This is a genomic window from Microbacterium sp. 4-7, assembly GCF_014332665.1.
Classification (GTDB): domain Bacteria; phylum Actinomycetota; class Actinomycetes; order Actinomycetales; family Microbacteriaceae; genus Microbacterium.
Window position 1 is genome coordinate 1 of record NZ_MCRH01000008.1, and the last position, 16924, is coordinate 16924.

A 16924-nucleotide genomic window follows, 5' to 3' on the forward strand; every position below is an offset into this window, starting at 1 on the left:
CCTGCGCTGTGCCATTCTGGGAGATTGGAATACGGATCTGATCTGGGGTAATTCTTGGTGGTTTCGGGTCTCGAGTGTCGGTGGCCCCGGGTTGACTGGGGGTATGAACAGCACTGCGGAGCTTCTGGATCGGGTCATCGCCGACCTCGACACGGTGCTGTCCGATGACGCGCTCGCGGGGTTGTCGGATGCGGATCGGGTGACTGTTCTGCAGGGTGCGGGTGCTGTCTTCCGCCGCGCGGAGGCCGTGATCGTCGAGACGATCGCGACGGGCGACGCGGCGGACTTTCCGCATTCGGCGGGGTGTCGGGGGCTGAATGAGTTGTTGCAGCGGGCGGTGTCGGTGGATGTGCGGGGCGCGTCCCGGGTCGACAGGGTCGTCGATCTGGTGCGGCGTCCGGTGAGTCTGGCGGGGGAGAGGATGCCGGCCCGGTGGTCGGAGATGCGTCTCGCGTTGCTGGATGGGGTGGTCGGGGTGGCCGGGTTTCTCGCGGCGACGGGGCCGATCGAGAAGGTGTGGGATCGGCTGACGGTGGATCAGCGGTTGGCGGCGGATGTCGCGTTGGCGGGGTGTGCTCGCGGCCACGGCGTCGTGGTCGACGCTGATGATGAGGGCCTGGAGGCTGATGAGCCGGGTCCGGCGCCGACCCCGCAGGACTTGAAGGCCCTTGCCGAGGATCTCGCGTCGATGTTCGACCCCGATGGGGAAGAACCCAAGGATGAGGACTCCCGGCGCCGGCGGGGCATCACGATCGGTCGTCTCACGGACGGCGTGCACGCGATCCGCGGGTATCTGACCCCAGAGGTCGCGGCGCAGTTGCAGCTGATCCTGGACGCGATCCTCAACCCCAAAGGTGATGGCCCGCCCATGCCCGGAGTGCACTTCGCCCCGAGCGAGGGCGCCGACGCTGGTGCGGATGCGGACGGGGACGATGCGGATCCGTTCAACTCGGATCCGCGGTGTGTGCTCGATGACCGCTCCGCGGCGCAGAAGCGTCACGACGCTCTCGCGATGGTGTTCGGGATCGCCGCGCGACACCAGGACATGCCCACCCTCGGCGGTTCCGCGCCGGTCCTCGTCGTGAACGTCGACGCGAAGGATCTCGTGGGCGGAATGGGCGGAATGGGCGGAAAGGGCGGAAACGGTGGGTGGGCGACGATCCCCGGATCCGGTGCCCACGTCCCGGTCTCCGTCGCCGCGCACGTCGGATGCGCGGGGACGATTCAACGGGTGCTGGTGGATGAGGGCAGGATCATCGGGATCACGACCACAGACCGGGTGTTCACGGTGCATCAGCGGCGGGCGATCATCGCCCGAGACAAAGAATGCCTCATCCCCGGGTGCCACGTTCCCGCGTCGTGGTGCGAGATCCACCATGTCGTCGAGCATGCCAGGGGTGGTCCGACTCATACCGATAACGGTGTGCCGATGTGCTGGTGGCACCACCGATCCCTCGGCACGTCCGGGTGGGAGATCCGCATGGACGACGGGGTCCCGCAGGTGCGGGGACCGAGATGGTGGGATCCCGACGAACGATGGCGCACACCGAGGCTCAGCCTCCTGCGGAACGTGCACGTTCGAGCTGCCCCTATGCGGGTCTGACCTGACGGCGTTGACCGGAGAAGAACAGCCGAATGCGGCACCTTCGCCCACATCCACGACCGGGGAAGGTCCCGCGATCGAACTCTGGCAACCGCCGCTCGGGCGGGAGAATCGAGCTCAGGCGGGTCCGAGGCGGAGCACCTCGGGAGATTCGCCGCCCGTGACCTCATCGGCGACCCGGATGCTGCGCGCGAGGTCATCGAGCGCACCGTCGAGCGTGCCGAAGCGTTCGCGGTCGCTGCACATCGCGGTCAACGTCACCAGGTGCGTGCCGGTGTCCCAGGTGTAGGTGACGAACGGCGGAGATGCAGGGGACGGCGGCATCGCCACGACGAGCTTCTCTCCCGTGCCCAGCCAGCGGCTCGAGAAGGACTGGGTGTCGTCGTAGTCCATCGGCATCGAGGCGCGGGCGATCCGGACTTCGGGAGTCAGCGCCTGCGCGGTCGCCATCGCCACGACCAGCTCAGGGTCCGCCTTCCAGGTCCAGACGAGCACGCGCCCGTCCGCCCGGCGCATCAGCATCGGCGCCGCCTGGCTCATCGCCCAGGCGCCGAGCCGCGAACCCGGACGCTGCGTGGCGCCGATCGCCGAGTTCACCTGCCCCAACAGCATCCGGATCGCCGCCTTGCGGTGCCGGCGACCCCTCCATCCGAGCGAATCCGTCACGGGGATCCACAGTTGCGGGTCGGCGTCGGCAGTCAGTCGCATGCCTCCACGGTAGGGGGTGAGGCTGAGGGATGCCGGTATGCCTCAGCAGCTCGAACAAGCCCCTCGGGTAGAGTGGCGAGCGCCCGATCGGGCTCCCCTGGCCGCCGTACCGTAAGGCAGAATGTCCTCCTCTACCTCCGATCCGACGAGTGCTTCCGACGTCGCTCCCCACACGGGACCCCGTCCGCTGCGCATCCTGATCGGATGCGACACCTTCGCGCCCGACATCAACGGCGCCGCGCGCTTCGCCGAGCGCCTCGCCGCCGGTCTCGTGCAGCGCGGCCACGACGTGCATGTCGTCGCCCCGAACCTGGTCTACCGCCGCACGCCCGCGCGGACGGAGGTCATCGAGGGCGAGCCGATGACTCTTCACCGACTGCCCTCGGTGCGCTGGGCTCCGCACGACTGGCTGCGCTTCGTCTGGCCGTGGCGCGTGAAGCACTACGCCCGCAAGATCATCGACGACGTGCAGCCCGACGTCGTGCACATCCAGTCGCACATCGTGATCGGTCGCGGCCTCTCGCGCATCGCCCACGAGCGGGGCATCCCGGTGATCGCGACGAACCATGTGATGGCAGAGAACATCCTCGACCACACCACGATGCCGAAGTTCATCGACGATCTCGTGCTGCGGTGGGCGTGGGGAGACGCGAAGCGCACCTTCGCACTGACCCGCGCGATCACGACGCCGACGCGTCGAGCAGCCGACTTCCTCGAGCGCACCGTCGCCGTCGAGAACGTCATTCCCGTCAGCTGCGGCATCGACCGCACCCAGTACACGCCGGTCGTCGCACCCCGTGACGCGAATCGCATCATCTTCGTCGGCCGGCTGACCGCCGAGAAGCAGGTCGAGGTCATCCTGCAGGCGATGACGAAGCTCGACCCCGCACTGCACGCCACGTTCGACATCGTCGGCGGCGGGGACCAGCGCAAGCAGCTCGAGAATCTCTCGCACCAGCTCGGCCTCGCCGACCGCGTGACGTTCCACGGACGCACCAGCGATGAGGAACTGCGGGCGCTGCTCTCGCGTGCCTCCGTCTTCACGATCGCCTCGATCGCCGAGCTGCAGTCGATCGCGACGATGGAAGCCATGGCCTCCGCGCTCCCGGTCGTCGCAGCGGATGCCGTCGCACTGCCGCACCTCGTGCACGACGGCGAGAACGGCTACCTGTTCGAACCGGGCAATGCCGATGCCCTGGCGGCGCGGCTCGCCGATGTGCTGACCGCGTCACCCGGGGAGTACGCCCGCATGCAGCAGGCATCTCTCGACGGCGTCGCGATCCACGACATCAACCGCACGCTCGACACCTTCGAGGCGCTGTACCGCGACGAGCCCCTGCCCGAGTGACGGCACCCGCCATGCACATCGTCTTCTTCGGCGATCAGCACCTCGACTCGCTCGGCGGGGCGCAGGTGTCGATGCGGCTGCAGCGCGAGTTCCTCGAGCGCGCGGGCCACACCGTGACCGTCGTGGCACCGAAGATGCACGGATCGCGGGCTGCACGCGGCACCGATCCCTCGAACCTCGACCTGCCGTCGGTGCCGATCACCGTCGACCGTGAGTATTCGATGAGCTGGCCCGGACGCCGCACGGATCGCTTCCTCGATCGGGCGCTGACGCATCGACCGCCCGTGGATCTCGTGCATGTCCAGGCGGACTTCTGGGGTGCGTTCATCGGGCACCGATATGCGGCTCGACACGGCATTCCCGTCGTGCACACCATGCACAACCGCGTGGACGTGGGGATCGCCGCGGTCACCCCGCTGCATGGACCGGTGCTCTCTGCGTTGAACATCTGGCGGCGCCGGGCGCTCGCGGGGGTGGTGCCGACGATCGGCGGCAGTGACGGCTGGGCGTTCCTGCGTGGAATCGCCGGCGGCGCGTCAGCGGTGACAGCACCGTCGACCCACTTCGCCCGACGCCTCGAAGAGCATGGGGTATTCAGTCCGGTCGATGTGGTGTGGAACGGCATCGACGACGACATCCGCGACGCGACCCTCGCCGCCGCGCCCGGCGAGCGCGAACCGGGGCGCCCCCGTTTCGTCTGGCTCGGGCGCATGAGCCCCGAGAAGCGACTGCTCCCCTTCCTCGAGGCCTTCGTCGAATCGGGGGTCGATGCCGATCTCGAGATCATCGGCGGAGGCGCCCAGCGAGCCGCGGCCGAGAAGATCGTCGAGGACCTGCCGACGGTCCGATTCGCCGGCAAGCTCAGCTATCCCGACACGCTGGCGCGAATCGCCGCCGCTGACGCGCTCGTGCAGACCTCGATCGGCTTCGAGACGCAGGGGATGACGCCGTTCGAGGCGGCGACGCTCGGCACGCCGTCTGTGATCAGCGACCCCGACATCGCCGCAGAACTGGGTGGCGGTCTCTGGGCTGTCCCGGGTGCGTCAGGCACCGAGGACCAGCGACGGGCGGGTCTCGTCGAGACGCTGCGACGCGCGGCATCCGACATCGCTGCCGGCACCGCACCTCTGCCCATGCGCGAAGTCTCGGAGTCGTTCCGTCAGTCGTCGCGCACCGCCGCGATGATCGAGGTCTACGACCGCGTGCTCGCGGCCGAGTCTCGCACTCAGAACCCGAAGTAGTAGAACAGGTTCGACACCCACGAGACGAGGGTGCCGACGACGGCGCTGCCGCCCACGCCGATCGCGATCGCCGCGAGCAGGTGAGGTGCCGGGCGCCGAAGCGCGATGAGTCCCAGCACCAGACCGGCACCCGCGCCGGCCAGCACGATGAGATTCACGAGGTTCGACAGCAGATCGACGAACTGGTAGCCGACGCTCATGTACATGAACGGGGTGACGATCTGGAAGAAGAGCCCCACGGCCGCGGCACTCACCGCCACGATCAACGCGGTGCGACCGAGGCTCCCGGGCCGCGGTGCTGTCTGCCCTGATGCGTACGGCGGCGTCGCGACTCCGTAGGGCTGGGCGGGCTGTCCGGAGGGCTGGCCGGGTTGCGCGTACGGCTGGCCGGGTTGCGCGTACGGCTGGCCGGGTTGCGCGTGCGGCTGGCCTGGCTGCGTGTACGGCCTGCCCGAATCCTGGGGGGCGTCTGGGTTCTGCTGCTGGTCGCTCATCGATTCTCCGGACGGTCAGAAGGGAAGTGCGTAGAAGAGATTCGACACCCACGAGATGACGATTCCGACGAGCTGCGATGCGGTGACGCCGATCGCGATGCCGGCGAGGATCTTCGGCCCCGGTCGTCGCACCGACATCAGGCCGAGGATGAGTCCGACGACGGCGACGACCAGCACGAGTCCGTTGCCGATCGCCGAGAACGCGCCGATCGCGAAGGGGTCGCCCGTCATCCGGAACATCAGAGGGTACGACAGCGTGACGACAAGCCCGATCGCGAGCGAGACCAGAGCGAGGAGGAAGGCGGTGCGCCCGAGGCCGGCTCCGGGCTGGGCCGGACGCTGCTCGCCCGGGTACGGCTGTCCGGCATATGTTTGTCCGGCATAGGGCTGTCCGGCATGCTGCTGTCCGGGGTAGGGCTGTCCGGCGTGCGGCTGTCCGGCGTGCGGCGCGTGCTGCGGTTGCGTCGGCTGCGGTGCCGGCTGCGGTACCGGCTGCGCCGGATAGTGCGAGCCCGCGTAGTCCGGGGGAGTTCCGTGTGGCTGCGCGGGAGGCTGCTGGGGCTCGCTCATGCACACGAGCGTAGCCGCGCATGCCGGCGCGCAGGGAGATTCCGCTCCGGTTCAGCGATAGACGCGCCCGGTCTCCGCTCGGTCGAGCGCGTCTCGATCGGCGACACGCGACCAGTCAGTGGGAACGCGTCGGTATCCGTCGCGGCGGAGTTCGATGACCGTGGACACGAGAGCCCACACGGCGAGGGCTATGAGTGCGATGATGAGGAACATGGCAGAAACGCTACGATCACTGTTGATCTGCCACGAGTGGCAGAATAGACTCTGCACGTAGGAAAACTGCCAAACCGGGAGAGCGCCATGATGAAGACCGTCGCCTGCGTCGTCCAAGACGGATTCGCGCCGTTCGAGTTCGGCCTCGCCTGCGAGGCGTTCGGACTGGACCGGTCGAACGACGGGGTCCCGAACTTCGACTTCCGGGTCGTCGCTCCGCACCCCGGTGTCGTGCAGTCGAAGCTCGGCTTCTCGATCAACGTCGAGCACGACCTGTCGTTCGCCTACGAAGCGGACCTCGTCATCCTGTGTCCGGTTCCCCGGGAGTACTGGACGCAGATCGACCCGCTGCTCCTCGAGGTCGCCCGCGACGCGGTCGCGCGCGGCGCCTGGGTACTGACGATCTGCAGCGGATCCTTCATCCTCGGCGCCGCCGGAGTGCTCGACGGGCGTCGGGCGACCACGCACTGGATGTACTCCGACGTGATGGCCGAGATGTATCCCGAGATCGACATCGACCCCGACGTGCTCTTCGTGCAGGACGACCGCATCATCACGAGCGCAGGCACAGCGGCGGGCATCGACGCCTGCCTGCACCTGCTGCGGATCGAGCTCGGGGCCGAGCTCACCAACCGCATCGCCCGTCGCATGGTCGTGCCGCCGCAGCGCGACGGAGGCCAGGCGCAGTTCATCGACCGTCCGATCCCCGTCGCGCAGAACGATTCGCTCGCCGCCGTCGCGGACTGGGCCGTCGCGCACCTCCGCGACGATCTCGGCGTCGACCAGCTCGCGGCCCGCGCGCTCATGTCTCCCCGCACGTTCGCCCGACGGTTCAAGGCGGAGTACGGCGCGACTCCGGCGGCCTGGCTGGCGCGGCAGCGTGTGCTGCACGCCCAGCGGATGCTCGAGCGCAGCGATCTGTCGCTCGAGCAGATCGCCGACGAGTGCGGCTTCGGGTCGGCGGCCGTGCTTCGGCAGAACTTCTCGCGGGTGCTCGGCACCACCCCGACGGCCTACCGTGCGCGCTTCTCGTGCGCCGACGACGGCGAGTCGTCTGCGGCCTGAGCGCGGCAGCGCGCGGCGCACGCTGCGCTCAGCGGCGCACGCTGCGCTCAGCGGCGCACGCTGCTCAGTGGTCCCAGTGGCCGGGGCTGGGAAGCGCGCGATAGTCGACGTCGACGCTGTCGGGGGTGACCGCGGCGGTGCAGTACAGCAGCGACTGCGTCGGGTAGCCGTGCGGACGGTTGTCGCGGATGATCGCCCGATCGTCCTCCGGGTCCAACCGCGCTGACGAGGCGAGCAGCGTCGTCCACTCGCCGGTCCAGTCGCCGCTGTCGGCCGCGGGCCCGAGCGCCCGGAACTCAGGCAGCCACGCCGCGATCCGGGGAGTGCCGAGGTCGTCGAGGTCGTCGTGCGCGATCATGTGGATGCCGTCGCCGAGCGGTGTCTCGCGCAGCTCGGCGCCGTCCCAGCTCAGCACGCGCGCTCCCTCCGGCCGAACCTCGAGCAGGTTGAAGCCGTGCATGGGAAGCGGAGCCACCGGGGACCGCCCCATGACCGATTCGAGGGCGAGCGAACCGCGAGAGACGGCGACGTCTGCCGCGAGATCCACGACGTCGGCGCGGTTCAGCAGCACCGCGAGTCGTCTCTCCGCCGCATTCACCGCGAGCCACGCGCCACCGGCACGCCGGTCGCGGATGCCCGAGACCCCGGGGTAGGCGTCCGGCCACCATTCGCCGAGGGCATCCCACTCCCGTTGCGGGTCTTCATCGCGCACCGCGAGCAGTCGCGCGGTCTCGGATCCGGCCACATCGATCACCACGGTGCACACGGGATCCAGTCTAGAAGCGCGTCGCAGTCCCGGGCCCGCGACGTCGGATGCTGGGGCAGAATCGAACCGTGAACATCGTCGTCGGGGTTACGGGTGGCATCGCCGCATACAAGACAGTGCACCTGGTGCGTCTGCTGACGAAGGCCGGACACGAGGTGACCGTCGTTCCCACCGAGGACGCCCTGCGATTCGTCGGCACCCCGACGTGGGAGGCTCTGAGCCGGCATCCGGTCACGACGAGCGTGCATGACGACGTCGCGCGGGTGCGTCATGTCGCACTGGGCCAGAACGCCGACCTGGTGATCGTCGCCCCCGCGACGGCGAACTCGATCGCGAAGATCACCGCGGGCATCGCGGATGATCTGCTCGGCACCACGCTGCTCGCGACCGAGGCTCCGGTGCTCATCGCGCCGGCCATGCACGCCGAGATGTGGCGCAACGCCGCCACGCAGGCGAACATCGCGACCCTGAGGTCGCGCGGAGTGCATCTGGTCGGCCCGTCCGACGGCGAGCTCGCCGGGGGCGACAGCGGGCCCGGCCGCATGTCGGAGCCGGAGCAGATCTTCGAGGCGGCCGTCGCGCTCCTCGCGCCGCGTGACCTCGACGGGCTGGCGGTGGTCGTGTCCGCGGGCGGCACCAGGGAGCCGATCGATCCCGTGCGCTTCCTCGGCAACCGGTCGAGCGGCCGACAGGGCATCGCGCTCGCGGCGGACGCCGCAGCCCGCGGCGCGAACGTCACGCTGGTCGCCGCCAACATCTCAGCCGATGTGCTGGCCGATGCCCGGCATCCGTCCGTCAGGGTCGTCCCGGTCGGGACCGCGGCCGAGCTCGCCGACGCGATGAAGGATGCCGCCGGGGCTGCCGACATCGTCATCATGGCCGCCGCCGTCGCCGACTACCGCCCAGCGACGGTGTCGGAGCACAAGCTCACGAAGGAGCAGGGCGTGCTCACGCACCTCGACCTGGTCGAGAACGAGGACGTGGTCGCCGCGCTCGCGGCATCCCGCGCCGACGGCCGTGCGCCGCAGGGGCAGACCATCGTCGCCTTCGCGGCCGAGACCTCGGAGGACGCAGACGAACGTCGCGAGCGCGCTCGCCGCAAGCGTGAGCGCAAGGGCGTCGACCTGCTCGCGGTGAACCTCGCGAACGCCGATCACGGCTTCGAGAAGCGCGACAACGCGGTCGAGATCGTCGGGGCGGGAGGTGAGGTCGTGGCATCCGCCGCGGGATCGAAGCGCGAGGTCGCCCGCGTGATCCTGGATGCCGCGCGCAGAATGCGCTAAACTTGAGTCACATCCACTCAACTTTGTGGATGCCGACCCGAAGGAGTCTCCCCAGGAGGAACACATGCCAAGCCCGCAGAGCAGTCCCCAGAACGATGACCAGCAGTCCGCCCTCCAGCAGTTCGGTATCAATCTGACCGACCGTGCCCGACAGGGCAAGCTCGACCCCGTGATCGGGCGAGACAGCGAGATCCGTCGAGTCAGCCAGGTGCTCACCCGTCGCACGAAGAACAACCCCGTGCTGATCGGCGAGCCCGGCGTCGGCAAGACGGCCGTCGTCGAGGGGCTCGCCCAGCGCATCGTGGCGGGTGACGTCGCCGAGTCGCTCAAGGACAAGGAGCTCGTGTCGCTCGACATCTCGGCCCTCGTCGCCGGGGCGATGTACCGCGGCCAGTTCGAGGAGCGGCTGAAGAGCGTCCTCAAGGAGATCACCGAATCCGACGGGCAGATCATCACCTTCATCGACGAGCTGCACGTGCTCATGGGCGCGGGCGGCGGCGAAGGCTCGGTCGCGGCGTCGAACATGCTCAAGCCGATGCTGGCCAGGGGCGAGCTGCGGCTGATCGGCGCGACGACTCTCAACGAGTACCGCGAGTTCATCGAGAAGGACGCCGCTCTCGAGCGTCGCTTCCAGCAGGTCTACGTCGGCGAGCCCACGGTCGAGGACACCATCGCGATCCTCCGGGGGCTCAAGGGCCGCTACGAAGCGCATCACGGGGTGACGATCGCCGACAGCGCGCTCGTCGCCGCCGCGGCACTGTCGAACCGGTACCTGCCGGCCAGGCAGCTTCCCGACAAGGCGATCGACCTGATCGACGAGTCGATGTCGCGGCTCAAGATGGAGATCGATTCGTCTCCGGTCGAGATCGACCAGCTGAAGCGTCAGGTCGACCGCATGAAGCTCGAAGAGCTGGCGCTCAAGCGCGAGAAGGACGCCGCGTCGAAAGAGCGGCTCGCGACCCTCCGCGAGCAGCTCGTGGGCATGGAGGCGCAGCTCGCCGAGCTCGAAGCCCGCTGGGCGCGCGAGCGCCAGGGCCTCAACCGTGTCGGCGACCTGAAGAAGCAGCTCGACGATGCGATCACCCAGCGCGACCTCGCGATGCGGGAGGCCGACTACACGCGCGCCTCGAAGCTCGAGTACGAGACGATCAAGCGCCTCGAACGCGACATCGCCGAGGCCGAGCAGGCCGAGGCGACGGTGTCGACCGAGGGTCGCATGGTCAACGAGCAGGTCACCGACGAGGACATCGCCGCCGTGATCGCCGCATGGACCGGCATCCCCGTCGGGCGACTGCTGCAGGGTGAGAGCGAGCGACTGCTGCACCTCGAATCCGAGCTCGGCAAGCGCCTGATCGGACAGAAGGATGCCGTGAAGGCCGTCTCCGATGCCGTGCGGCGCTCGCGTGCGGGCATCAGCGACCCCGGTCGCCCGACCGGATCGTTCCTGTTCCTCGGCCCGACCGGTGTCGGAAAGACCGAGCTGGCGAAGGCCCTGGCCGACTTCCTGTTCGACGACGAGCGCGCCATGGTGCGCATCGACATGTCGGAGTACGGCGAGAAGCACTCCGTCTCCCGGCTCGTCGGAGCCCCTCCCGGGTACGTGGGCTATGAGCAGGGCGGTCAGCTGACCGAGGCCGTGCGACGGCGTCCCTACAGCGTCGTACTGCTCGACGAGGTCGAGAAGGCGCACCCCGAGGTCTTCGACGTGCTGCTGCAGGTTCTCGACGACGGCCGACTGACCGACGGACAGGGCCGCACGGTCGACTTCTCGAACGTCATCCTGATCCTCACCTCGAACCTCGGTTCGCCGATCCTCATCGATCCGACGCTGTCGCCCGATGAGAAGCGCGAGCAGGTGATGGCGCTCGTGCACCAGGCGTTCCGGCCCGAGTTCCTCAACCGTCTCGACGACATCGTGATGTTCTCCGCGCTCAGTCAGGACGACCTGGCGCAGATCGTCGAGCTGTCGATCGACCAGCTGCACGACCGCCTGCGCGATCGGCGACTCACTCTGGCGGTCACCCCCGACGCACGGTCGTGGCTCGCCGAGCGCGGCTACGACCCGATGTTCGGCGCCCGGCCGCTGCGGCGTCTCATCCAGACCGAGGTGCAGAACAAGCTGGCCACGGCGCTGCTCTCGGGCGGAGTGCACGACGGCGACCTGGTCAGGGTCGACGTCGCGGTCGACGGCAGCGGGCTCATGCTCACGTCGACGTCACCCGAACCCGAGCCCGATCTCGGATCCGACGACGACGATGTGATCGACGCCGAGCTGCTCGACGAGTAGGACCCGGCCATGTGGCTCGGTCACGCCCGGGCATGACAAGAGGGGCGGATGCCATGGCATCCGCCCCTCTTGTGTGTCGCCCGTGGGCGATGCGTCAGGCGCTGAGGATGACGGTCTCGTCGATCGGGCGACGCACGCGCGGGGCGACCTCGCCCTGCTGGAGTCCTTCAGGAAGACCGGCGGCGTCACCGAGCTCACCGACAGCGATGACGGTGAGGGCGGAGAATCGCGGCGACAGGTCGGCGAACTCGCGGATGACCTCGGGGTCGAAGCCGCTCATCTGGTGCACGAGAAGACCCTCGTGGTGGGCCTGCACCGAGAAGTGCGCGACGGCCTGGCCGAGGTCGTAGACCGCGTGGCTGATCGCCTTGCCCTCTTCGGACTCGGTCTCGGCGATCGCGACGACGAGCGCCGAGGCCTTCGAGGCCCAGAGCTGGTTGAACTCGACCAGCGAGTCGACGACCTGGTCGAACAGTGCGGTGCCGCGGCGAGCGACGATGAACCGCCACGGCTGCAGGTTGTAGGCCGACGGCGACCAGCGTGCGGCCTCGAGGGCGGCGTTCAGCTTGGCGTCGTCGATCGTGGTCTCGGCGTCGTAGGCGCGGGGGCTCCAGCGGCCGGCGAGGACGTCGAGGACGGGGTGCTCGGTGGGGGCGGTGCGGTCGATCACGGGAGTGCTCACGGAAGTGCCTTTCGAAAAGGAGTCGATCGGACTCCTTCGTCCGGGTACGAGGGTCTCAACAGATGTATGTGAACGCATATTCCCGATGACGCGAGATGACGTCGCGGGACGATCGGCGCTCAGTCCAGCAGGTTGCGGGATGCGGCGGAGGCGAGAGCTCGCCGCACCGCACGGATCGACGGCGCTGCGGCCGATACCCGACGAGCGGAGGAGAAGATCTCCCGACGTGGCTCATCGGGCAGCGGCGTGAGCGCGACGGTCGGCGCCTCGCCGGCCCACACGAGCTCGGGAAGGAGTCCGACGGCGAGACCGGCGCGGATCAGACGCACGTGCGCCGTGAGATCGGCGACCTCGAAGCGCACGTCGGGCTCGAAGCCGGCGGTGCGGCACAGCTGCTCGGCCCAGGCTCGCGACGCCGTGCCCGCGGGTTCGAGCACCCACGGCGCATCCCTGGTCGACCAGAGCGCGGCGACGGCGTCCTCGGCATCCCGGGTCCCCGGCTTCCTGGCCAGCGTGATGGAGTCGTGCACGAGCACCACGCGATCGAGATCGGCGTGGATCGGGCGGGTGCGACCGGGGTACTGCTCGGCGAGGATCAGGTCGAAGTCGCGGCTCGAGACGCCGACGAGCCCGGTCTCGGGATCGCTCTCGGTGACCTCCACGCGCAGGGCCGGATGCTGCTCGCGCAGCGCGTTGAGCGCCCCGGGGAGCAGGGAGTGCGCCGTCGATTGGAAGACCGCGATGTGCACGGTGCCGGTCACCTCCGTGAGCGACTCGGCGACCGCCACTTCGGCGTGTTCGAGCTGATCGAGGATGCCGATCGCCTCGGCCACGAGCACGGTGCCCTGCGGGGTGAACTGCACGCCGCGCCCCACCCGGCGGAGCAGCGGGACGCCGACGTCTCGTTCGAGGGCGCTGAGCTGCTGCGACACCGAAGCCTTGCTGTACGAGAGCGCATCGGCGACGGCCGAGAGCGTGCCGCGACGAGACAGTTCGACCAGCATCCGCAGTCGGTTGACGTCGAGCATCCTGAGCCTTTCGGAGTCGGCTCCATCGTTCACTCCGGCTGAACAGAATGGTCCCGAATCGGTTGATAGACGTAGCCTACCGGCGAGGCTGACAATGATCGAGCCGCACACGTTCCCGGGTGTGCGATCCCCCTGGAAGGCTCACCCCGATGACTGTCGTCGCCGACACCACCACCCCCGACACCACGCCGAGCACCGACGAGGTCGCCGCCCTCGTGCAGCGTTGGCTCACCGAGAGCGAGACGCACCCCGTCGAGCCCGCAGCGCAGCGTCTCTCCGAGGTTCTCAAGGACCCGAACGGACTCGCCTTCACGGTCGGCTTCGTCGACGGCGTGATGCGCCCGGAAGACCTCAGTGTCGCCGGCCGCGCTCTCGCCGACCTCTCGGACATCACGCCCTCGCTGCTGCCCGGCTACCTCCGCGCCGCGATCAAGACCGGCGGCTTCTGGGCGCCCAAGCTGCCCGGCGTCGTCGTGCCGATCTCGCGCCGCGTGCTGCGCGCGATGGTCGGGCACCTCGTGCTCGACGCGACGCCGTCGAAGCTCGGCCCGGCGATCGCGAAGCTGCGCAAGAGCGGCAACCGCCTGAACCTCAACCTCCTCGGCGAGGCGGTGCTCGGCGAGCGTGAGGCCGGCCGCCGCCTGCAGGGCACCTACGACTTCCTCGCCCGCAAGGACGTGGACTACGTGTCGATCAAGGTGTCGAGCGTCGTCAGCCAGCTGTCGATGTGGTCGTTCGACGAGGCTGTGGCCGACGTCGTCGAGAAGCTCACCCCGCTGTACGAGCTCGCCGCGACCTCGGAGGCCGCCGGCAAGACCAAGTTCATCAACCTCGACATGGAGGAGTTCCGCGACCTCGACCTGACGATCGCGGCGTTCACCAGCATCCTCGACCAGCCCGGGCTCGAGAAGCTCGAGGCCGGGATCGTGCTGCAGGCCTACCTGCCCGATGCGCTCGGCGCGATGCAGCATCTCCAGGAGTGGGCCTCGGCTCGCCGCGCGAAGGGCGGTGCGCCGATCAAGGTGCGCGTCGTCAAGGGCGCGAACCTCGCCATGGAGCACGTCGACTCGGCGGTGCACGGCTGGCCGCTCGCCACCTACGGCACCAAGCAGGATTCCGACACGAACTACAAGCGGGTGCTCGACTGGTCGATGACGCCCGATCGACTGGATGCCGTGCGCATCGGTGTCGCGGGACACAACCTCTTCGACATCGCCTACACCTGGCTGCTGGCGCAGGCCCGCGGAGTGACGGATGCCGTCGAGTACGAGATGCTCCTCGGCATGGCGACGGGTCAGGCCGAGGCCGTCCGCAAGGACGTCGGTCAGCTGCTGCTCTACACGCCCGTGGTGAACCCGGCCGAGTTCGACGTGGCCATCGCGTACCTCGTGCGCCGCCTCGAGGAGAACGCGAGCCCGGAGAACTTCATGTCGGCCGTGTTCGAGCTCGCATCGGACCCCGCACTGCTCACTCGTGAGCGTGAGCGCTTCGAGCGCTCCCTGGCCGGTCTCGAGGCCGACCGCTCCGTGCCCTCGTCGAACCGCGTGCAGGACCGTGCGGCCGAGGCCGCCGCGGGTGCCGGCGGTGAGGTGACCACCGGTTTCGAGAACCAGCCCGACAGCGACCCGGCGATCGCCGCGAACCGCACCTGGGGTCGCGAGATCCTGGCGCGGTCGCTGGAGTCGACACTGGGTCTCGACTCGATCGCTCTCGCCAAGGTCGAGACGACCGACGAGCTCGACGGCATCTTCGCCGCCGCATCCGCCGCCGCCGTGCGGTGGGCCGCCCTGCCGGCCGCCGAGCGGGCGGCCGTGCTGCACCGCGCGGGCGACGAGCTCGCAGCCCGTCGCGGCCAGCTGATCGAGATCATGGCCCACGAGGCGGGCAAGACCATCGCCGAGGCCGACCCGGAGGTCTCGGAGGCGATCGACTTCGCGCACTACTACGCCGAGCGTGCCCTCGACCTCGAGAACGTCTCGGGTGCGGAGTTCGTCCCGTCGAAGGTCACCGTGGTGACGCCGCCGTGGAACTTCCCGGTCGCGATCCCCGCCGGTGGAGTGCTCGCCGGCCTCGCCTCGGGCTCCGGTGTGATCATCAAGCCCGCCAAGCTCACGCAGCGCTGCGGCGCGGTCATGGTCGAGGCGCTGTGGGCGGCCGGTGTGCCGCGTGACCTGCTCGCCCTCGTCGATCTCGCGAACCGCGATCTCGGCACGCGCCTCGTCGCCAGCCCCGAGGTCGACCGGGTCATCCTCACCGGTGCCTACGAGACGGCGCAGCTGTTCCGCTCGTTCCGCTCCGACCTGCCGCTGCTCGCCGAGACCAGCGGCAAGAACGCGATCATCGTGACGCCGTCGGCCGACCTCGACCTCGCGGCCGCCGACGTCGCCCGCAGCGCGTTCGGCCACGCGGGGCAGAAGTGCTCGGCGGCATCGCTCGCGATCCTCGTGGGCTCGGTCGCCGACTCGCAGCGCTTCGAGCGTCAGCTGGTCGACGCCGTCACCTCGATGCGCGTCGGCCTGCCCGACGACCCGGCGACCCAGATGGGACCGATCATCGAGCCGGCGAACGGCAAGCTGCTCACGGCGCTGACGACTCTCGAAAAGGGCGAGCGCTGGCTCGTCGAGCCGAAGAAGCTCGACGACGAGGGGCGTCAGTGGACTCCCGGCGTCAAGATCGGCGTCGCTCCGGGCTCGACCACACACCTGACGGAGTTCTTCGGACCCGTGCTCGGCATCATGCGCGCGAAGGACCTCGACGAGGCGATCCGTCTGCAGAATGCCGTCGACTACGGCCTCACCGCCGGCATCCACTCGCTCGACTCCGATGAGGTCGCCACCTGGCTCGACCAGGTCGAGGCCGGCAACCTCTACGTCAACCGCGGCATCACCGGCGCGATCGTGCAGCGTCAGCCGTTCGGCGGCTGGAAGCGCTCCGCGGTCGGTGCCGGCGCGAAGGCCGGTGGCCCGAACTACCTGTTCGGCCTCGGAGAGTGGGCCCCGGCCGAACTTCCCGCCGCAGCGCCCGGCGCCGCCGTGAACTCGGCCGTCGAGGCCGTGCTCGCCGCTGCGGGTGCAGACCTCGGCGCCGTCGAGATCGAGTGGCTGCATCGCGCCGCCGCGTCCGACGAGCGTGCCTGGGTCGACGAGTTCGGCGCCGTGAGCGACAAGTCCGGTCTCGGTGTCGAGCGCAACGTGTTCCGGTACCGCCCGGTCGCCGTCGACGTGCGCATCGCCGAGGCGGCGTCGCTCGCCGACGGCATCCGCGTGATCGCCTCTGCGCTGCGCAGCGGCAGCCCGTTCACGGTGTCGGCATCCGCTCTGCCGTCTCGCGTCGAGAAGGCGCTGCGCGCGCAGGGCGTGACTCCGAAGATCGAGAACGACGCCGCCTGGGTCAAGCGCTACGCGAAGGCCGCGGCGAAGGCCGAGCACACCTGGCAGCGCGTGCGCCTGGTGGGCGGCGATGCGTCGGCCCTGTTCGAGGCCCTCGTCGGCACGCCTGATGTCGCCGTCTGGTCGCACGCCGTGACAGGTGCGGGTCGCGTCGAGATGCTGCCGTTCCTGCACGAGCAGGCCGTCTCGATCACGAACCACCGGTTCGGCAACCCCACGACCCTGTCGGAGGGCCTGATCTGATCCC

General features: G+C 69.3%; 14 protein-coding genes. 7 read left to right on the forward strand and 7 right to left on the reverse strand.

Annotation, left to right across the window (positions count from 1 at the left end; translation table 11 throughout):
- The first annotated feature begins 103 nt into the window (after window positions 1–103).
- On the forward strand, window positions 104–1603 hold the full coding sequence (locus BEP68_RS16455) for an HNH endonuclease signature motif containing protein (RefSeq protein WP_187250605.1): 1500 nt from the start codon (window positions 104–106) through the stop codon (window positions 1601–1603).
- Between the two features lie 117 nt (window positions 1604–1720).
- Here the strand turns inward: BEP68_RS16455 and BEP68_RS16460 are convergent, their stop codons facing one another.
- On the reverse strand, window positions 1721–2311 hold the full coding sequence (locus tag BEP68_RS16460; protein WP_053098040.1) for a hypothetical protein: 591 nt from the start codon (window positions 2309–2311) through the stop codon (window positions 1721–1723).
- A 121-nt stretch (window positions 2312–2432) separates the two neighbouring features.
- On the opposite strand from BEP68_RS16460, the gene BEP68_RS16465 reads away from it, so the two are divergent.
- Both BEP68_RS16465 and BEP68_RS16470 read left to right on the forward strand, forming a co-directional pair.
- Window positions 2433–3659, forward strand: a complete 1227-nt coding sequence (locus BEP68_RS16465; RefSeq protein WP_187250606.1) for a glycosyltransferase — start codon at window positions 2433–2435, stop codon at window positions 3657–3659.
- Window positions 3656–4900, forward strand: a complete 1245-nt coding sequence (locus BEP68_RS16470) for a glycosyltransferase family 4 protein (RefSeq protein ID WP_315985323.1) — start codon at window positions 3656–3658, stop codon at window positions 4898–4900. Before BEP68_RS16465 ends, BEP68_RS16470 begins: the two co-directional genes overlap by 4 nt.
- Here the strand turns inward: BEP68_RS16470 and BEP68_RS16475 are convergent.
- Genes BEP68_RS16475 through BEP68_RS16485 form a run of 3 tightly spaced genes read right to left on the reverse strand, consistent with a single transcriptional unit; the run spans window position 4885 to window position 6177 of the window.
- Window positions 4885–5394, reverse strand: coding sequence for a hypothetical protein (locus BEP68_RS16475; RefSeq protein ID WP_187250713.1), 510 nt, complete (start codon window positions 5392–5394; stop codon window positions 4885–4887). The genes BEP68_RS16470 and BEP68_RS16475 overlap by 16 nt on opposite strands.
- A 15-nt stretch (window positions 5395–5409) precedes the next feature.
- Window positions 5410–5964: a hypothetical protein gene (locus tag BEP68_RS16480; RefSeq protein WP_187250607.1), complete on the reverse strand. Its 555-nt coding sequence runs from the start codon at window positions 5962–5964 to the stop codon at window positions 5410–5412.
- 51 nt (window positions 5965–6015) lie between these two features.
- Window positions 6016–6177, reverse strand: a complete 162-nt coding sequence (locus BEP68_RS16485; RefSeq protein ID WP_171821952.1) for a hypothetical protein — start codon at window positions 6175–6177, stop codon at window positions 6016–6018.
- Window positions 6178–6267: 90 nt separating this feature from the next.
- Here BEP68_RS16485 and BEP68_RS16490 point away from each other — a divergent pair, with 90 nt between their 5' ends.
- Complete coding sequence (locus tag BEP68_RS16490) at window positions 6268–7242, forward strand: GlxA family transcriptional regulator (RefSeq protein ID WP_171822003.1); 975 nt, start codon at window positions 6268–6270, stop codon at window positions 7240–7242.
- A 64-nt stretch (window positions 7243–7306) separates the two neighbouring features.
- Here BEP68_RS16490 and BEP68_RS16495 read toward each other — a convergent pair whose 3' ends face one another.
- Window positions 7307–8008 carry an NRDE family protein gene (locus BEP68_RS16495; protein ID WP_072592033.1) on the reverse strand — a complete coding sequence of 234 codons (702 nt, stop codon included), beginning with the start codon at window positions 8006–8008 and terminating at the stop codon, window positions 7307–7309.
- Between the two features lie 68 nt (window positions 8009–8076).
- Between BEP68_RS16495 and coaBC the strand changes: the two genes are divergently transcribed.
- Window positions 8077–9291 (forward strand): bifunctional phosphopantothenoylcysteine decarboxylase/phosphopantothenate--cysteine ligase CoaBC, encoded by a 1215-nt coding sequence (gene coaBC, locus BEP68_RS16500; protein ID WP_187250608.1) that lies wholly within the window; start codon window positions 8077–8079, stop codon window positions 9289–9291.
- A 64-nt stretch (window positions 9292–9355) separates the two neighbouring features.
- Window positions 9356–11578 carry an ATP-dependent Clp protease ATP-binding subunit gene (locus BEP68_RS16505; protein ID WP_187250609.1) on the forward strand — a complete coding sequence of 741 codons (2223 nt, stop codon included), beginning with the start codon at window positions 9356–9358 and terminating at the stop codon, window positions 11576–11578.
- A 94-nt stretch (window positions 11579–11672) separates the two neighbouring features.
- Here BEP68_RS16505 and BEP68_RS16510 read toward each other — a convergent pair whose 3' ends face one another.
- Both BEP68_RS16510 and BEP68_RS16515 read right to left on the reverse strand, forming a co-directional pair.
- On the reverse strand, window positions 11673–12260 hold the full coding sequence (locus tag BEP68_RS16510; RefSeq protein WP_053098035.1) for a nitroreductase family protein: 588 nt from the start codon (window positions 12258–12260) through the stop codon (window positions 11673–11675).
- Between the two features lie 119 nt (window positions 12261–12379).
- The gene (locus BEP68_RS16515) at window positions 12380–13288 is read right to left on the reverse strand and encodes a LysR substrate-binding domain-containing protein (protein ID WP_053098034.1); all 909 of its coding nucleotides are present in this window, start codon (window positions 13286–13288) and stop codon (window positions 12380–12382) included.
- Window positions 13289–13437: 149 nt separating this feature from the next.
- On the opposite strand from BEP68_RS16515, the gene BEP68_RS16520 reads away from it, so the two are divergent.
- Window positions 13438–16920: a bifunctional proline dehydrogenase/L-glutamate gamma-semialdehyde dehydrogenase gene (locus tag BEP68_RS16520; protein WP_187250610.1), complete on the forward strand. Its 3483-nt coding sequence runs from the start codon at window positions 13438–13440 to the stop codon at window positions 16918–16920.
- Window positions 16921–16924: the final 4 nt, after the last annotated feature.

Coding starts and splice junctions, on each gene's coding strand:
- BEP68_RS16505 (WP_187250609.1), top strand. CDS start 9,356: ATGCCAAGCCCGCAGAGCAGTCCCCAGAACGATGACCAGCAGTCCGCC.
- BEP68_RS16520 (WP_187250610.1), top strand. CDS start 13,438: ATGACTGTCGTCGCCGACACCACCACCCCCGACACCACGCCGAGCACC.
- BEP68_RS16490 (WP_171822003.1), top strand. CDS start 6,268: ATGAAGACCGTCGCCTGCGTCGTCCAAGACGGATTCGCGCCGTTCGAG.
- BEP68_RS16465 (WP_187250606.1), top strand. CDS start 2,433: ATGTCCTCCTCTACCTCCGATCCGACGAGTGCTTCCGACGTCGCTCCC.
- BEP68_RS16460 (WP_053098040.1), bottom strand. CDS start 2,311: ATGCGACTGACTGCCGACGCCGACCCGCAACTGTGGATCCCCGTGACG.
- BEP68_RS16480 (WP_187250607.1), bottom strand. CDS start 5,964: ATGAGCGAGCCCCAGCAGCCTCCCGCGCAGCCACACGGAACTCCCCCG.
- BEP68_RS16475 (WP_187250713.1), bottom strand. CDS start 5,394: ATGAGCGACCAGCAGCAGAACCCAGACGCCCCCCAGGATTCGGGCAGG.
- BEP68_RS16515 (WP_053098034.1), bottom strand. CDS start 13,288: ATGCTCGACGTCAACCGACTGCGGATGCTGGTCGAACTGTCTCGTCGC.
- BEP68_RS16455 (WP_187250605.1), top strand. CDS start 104: ATGAACAGCACTGCGGAGCTTCTGGATCGGGTCATCGCCGACCTCGAC.
- BEP68_RS16485 (WP_171821952.1), bottom strand. CDS start 6,177: ATGTTCCTCATCATCGCACTCATAGCCCTCGCCGTGTGGGCTCTCGTG.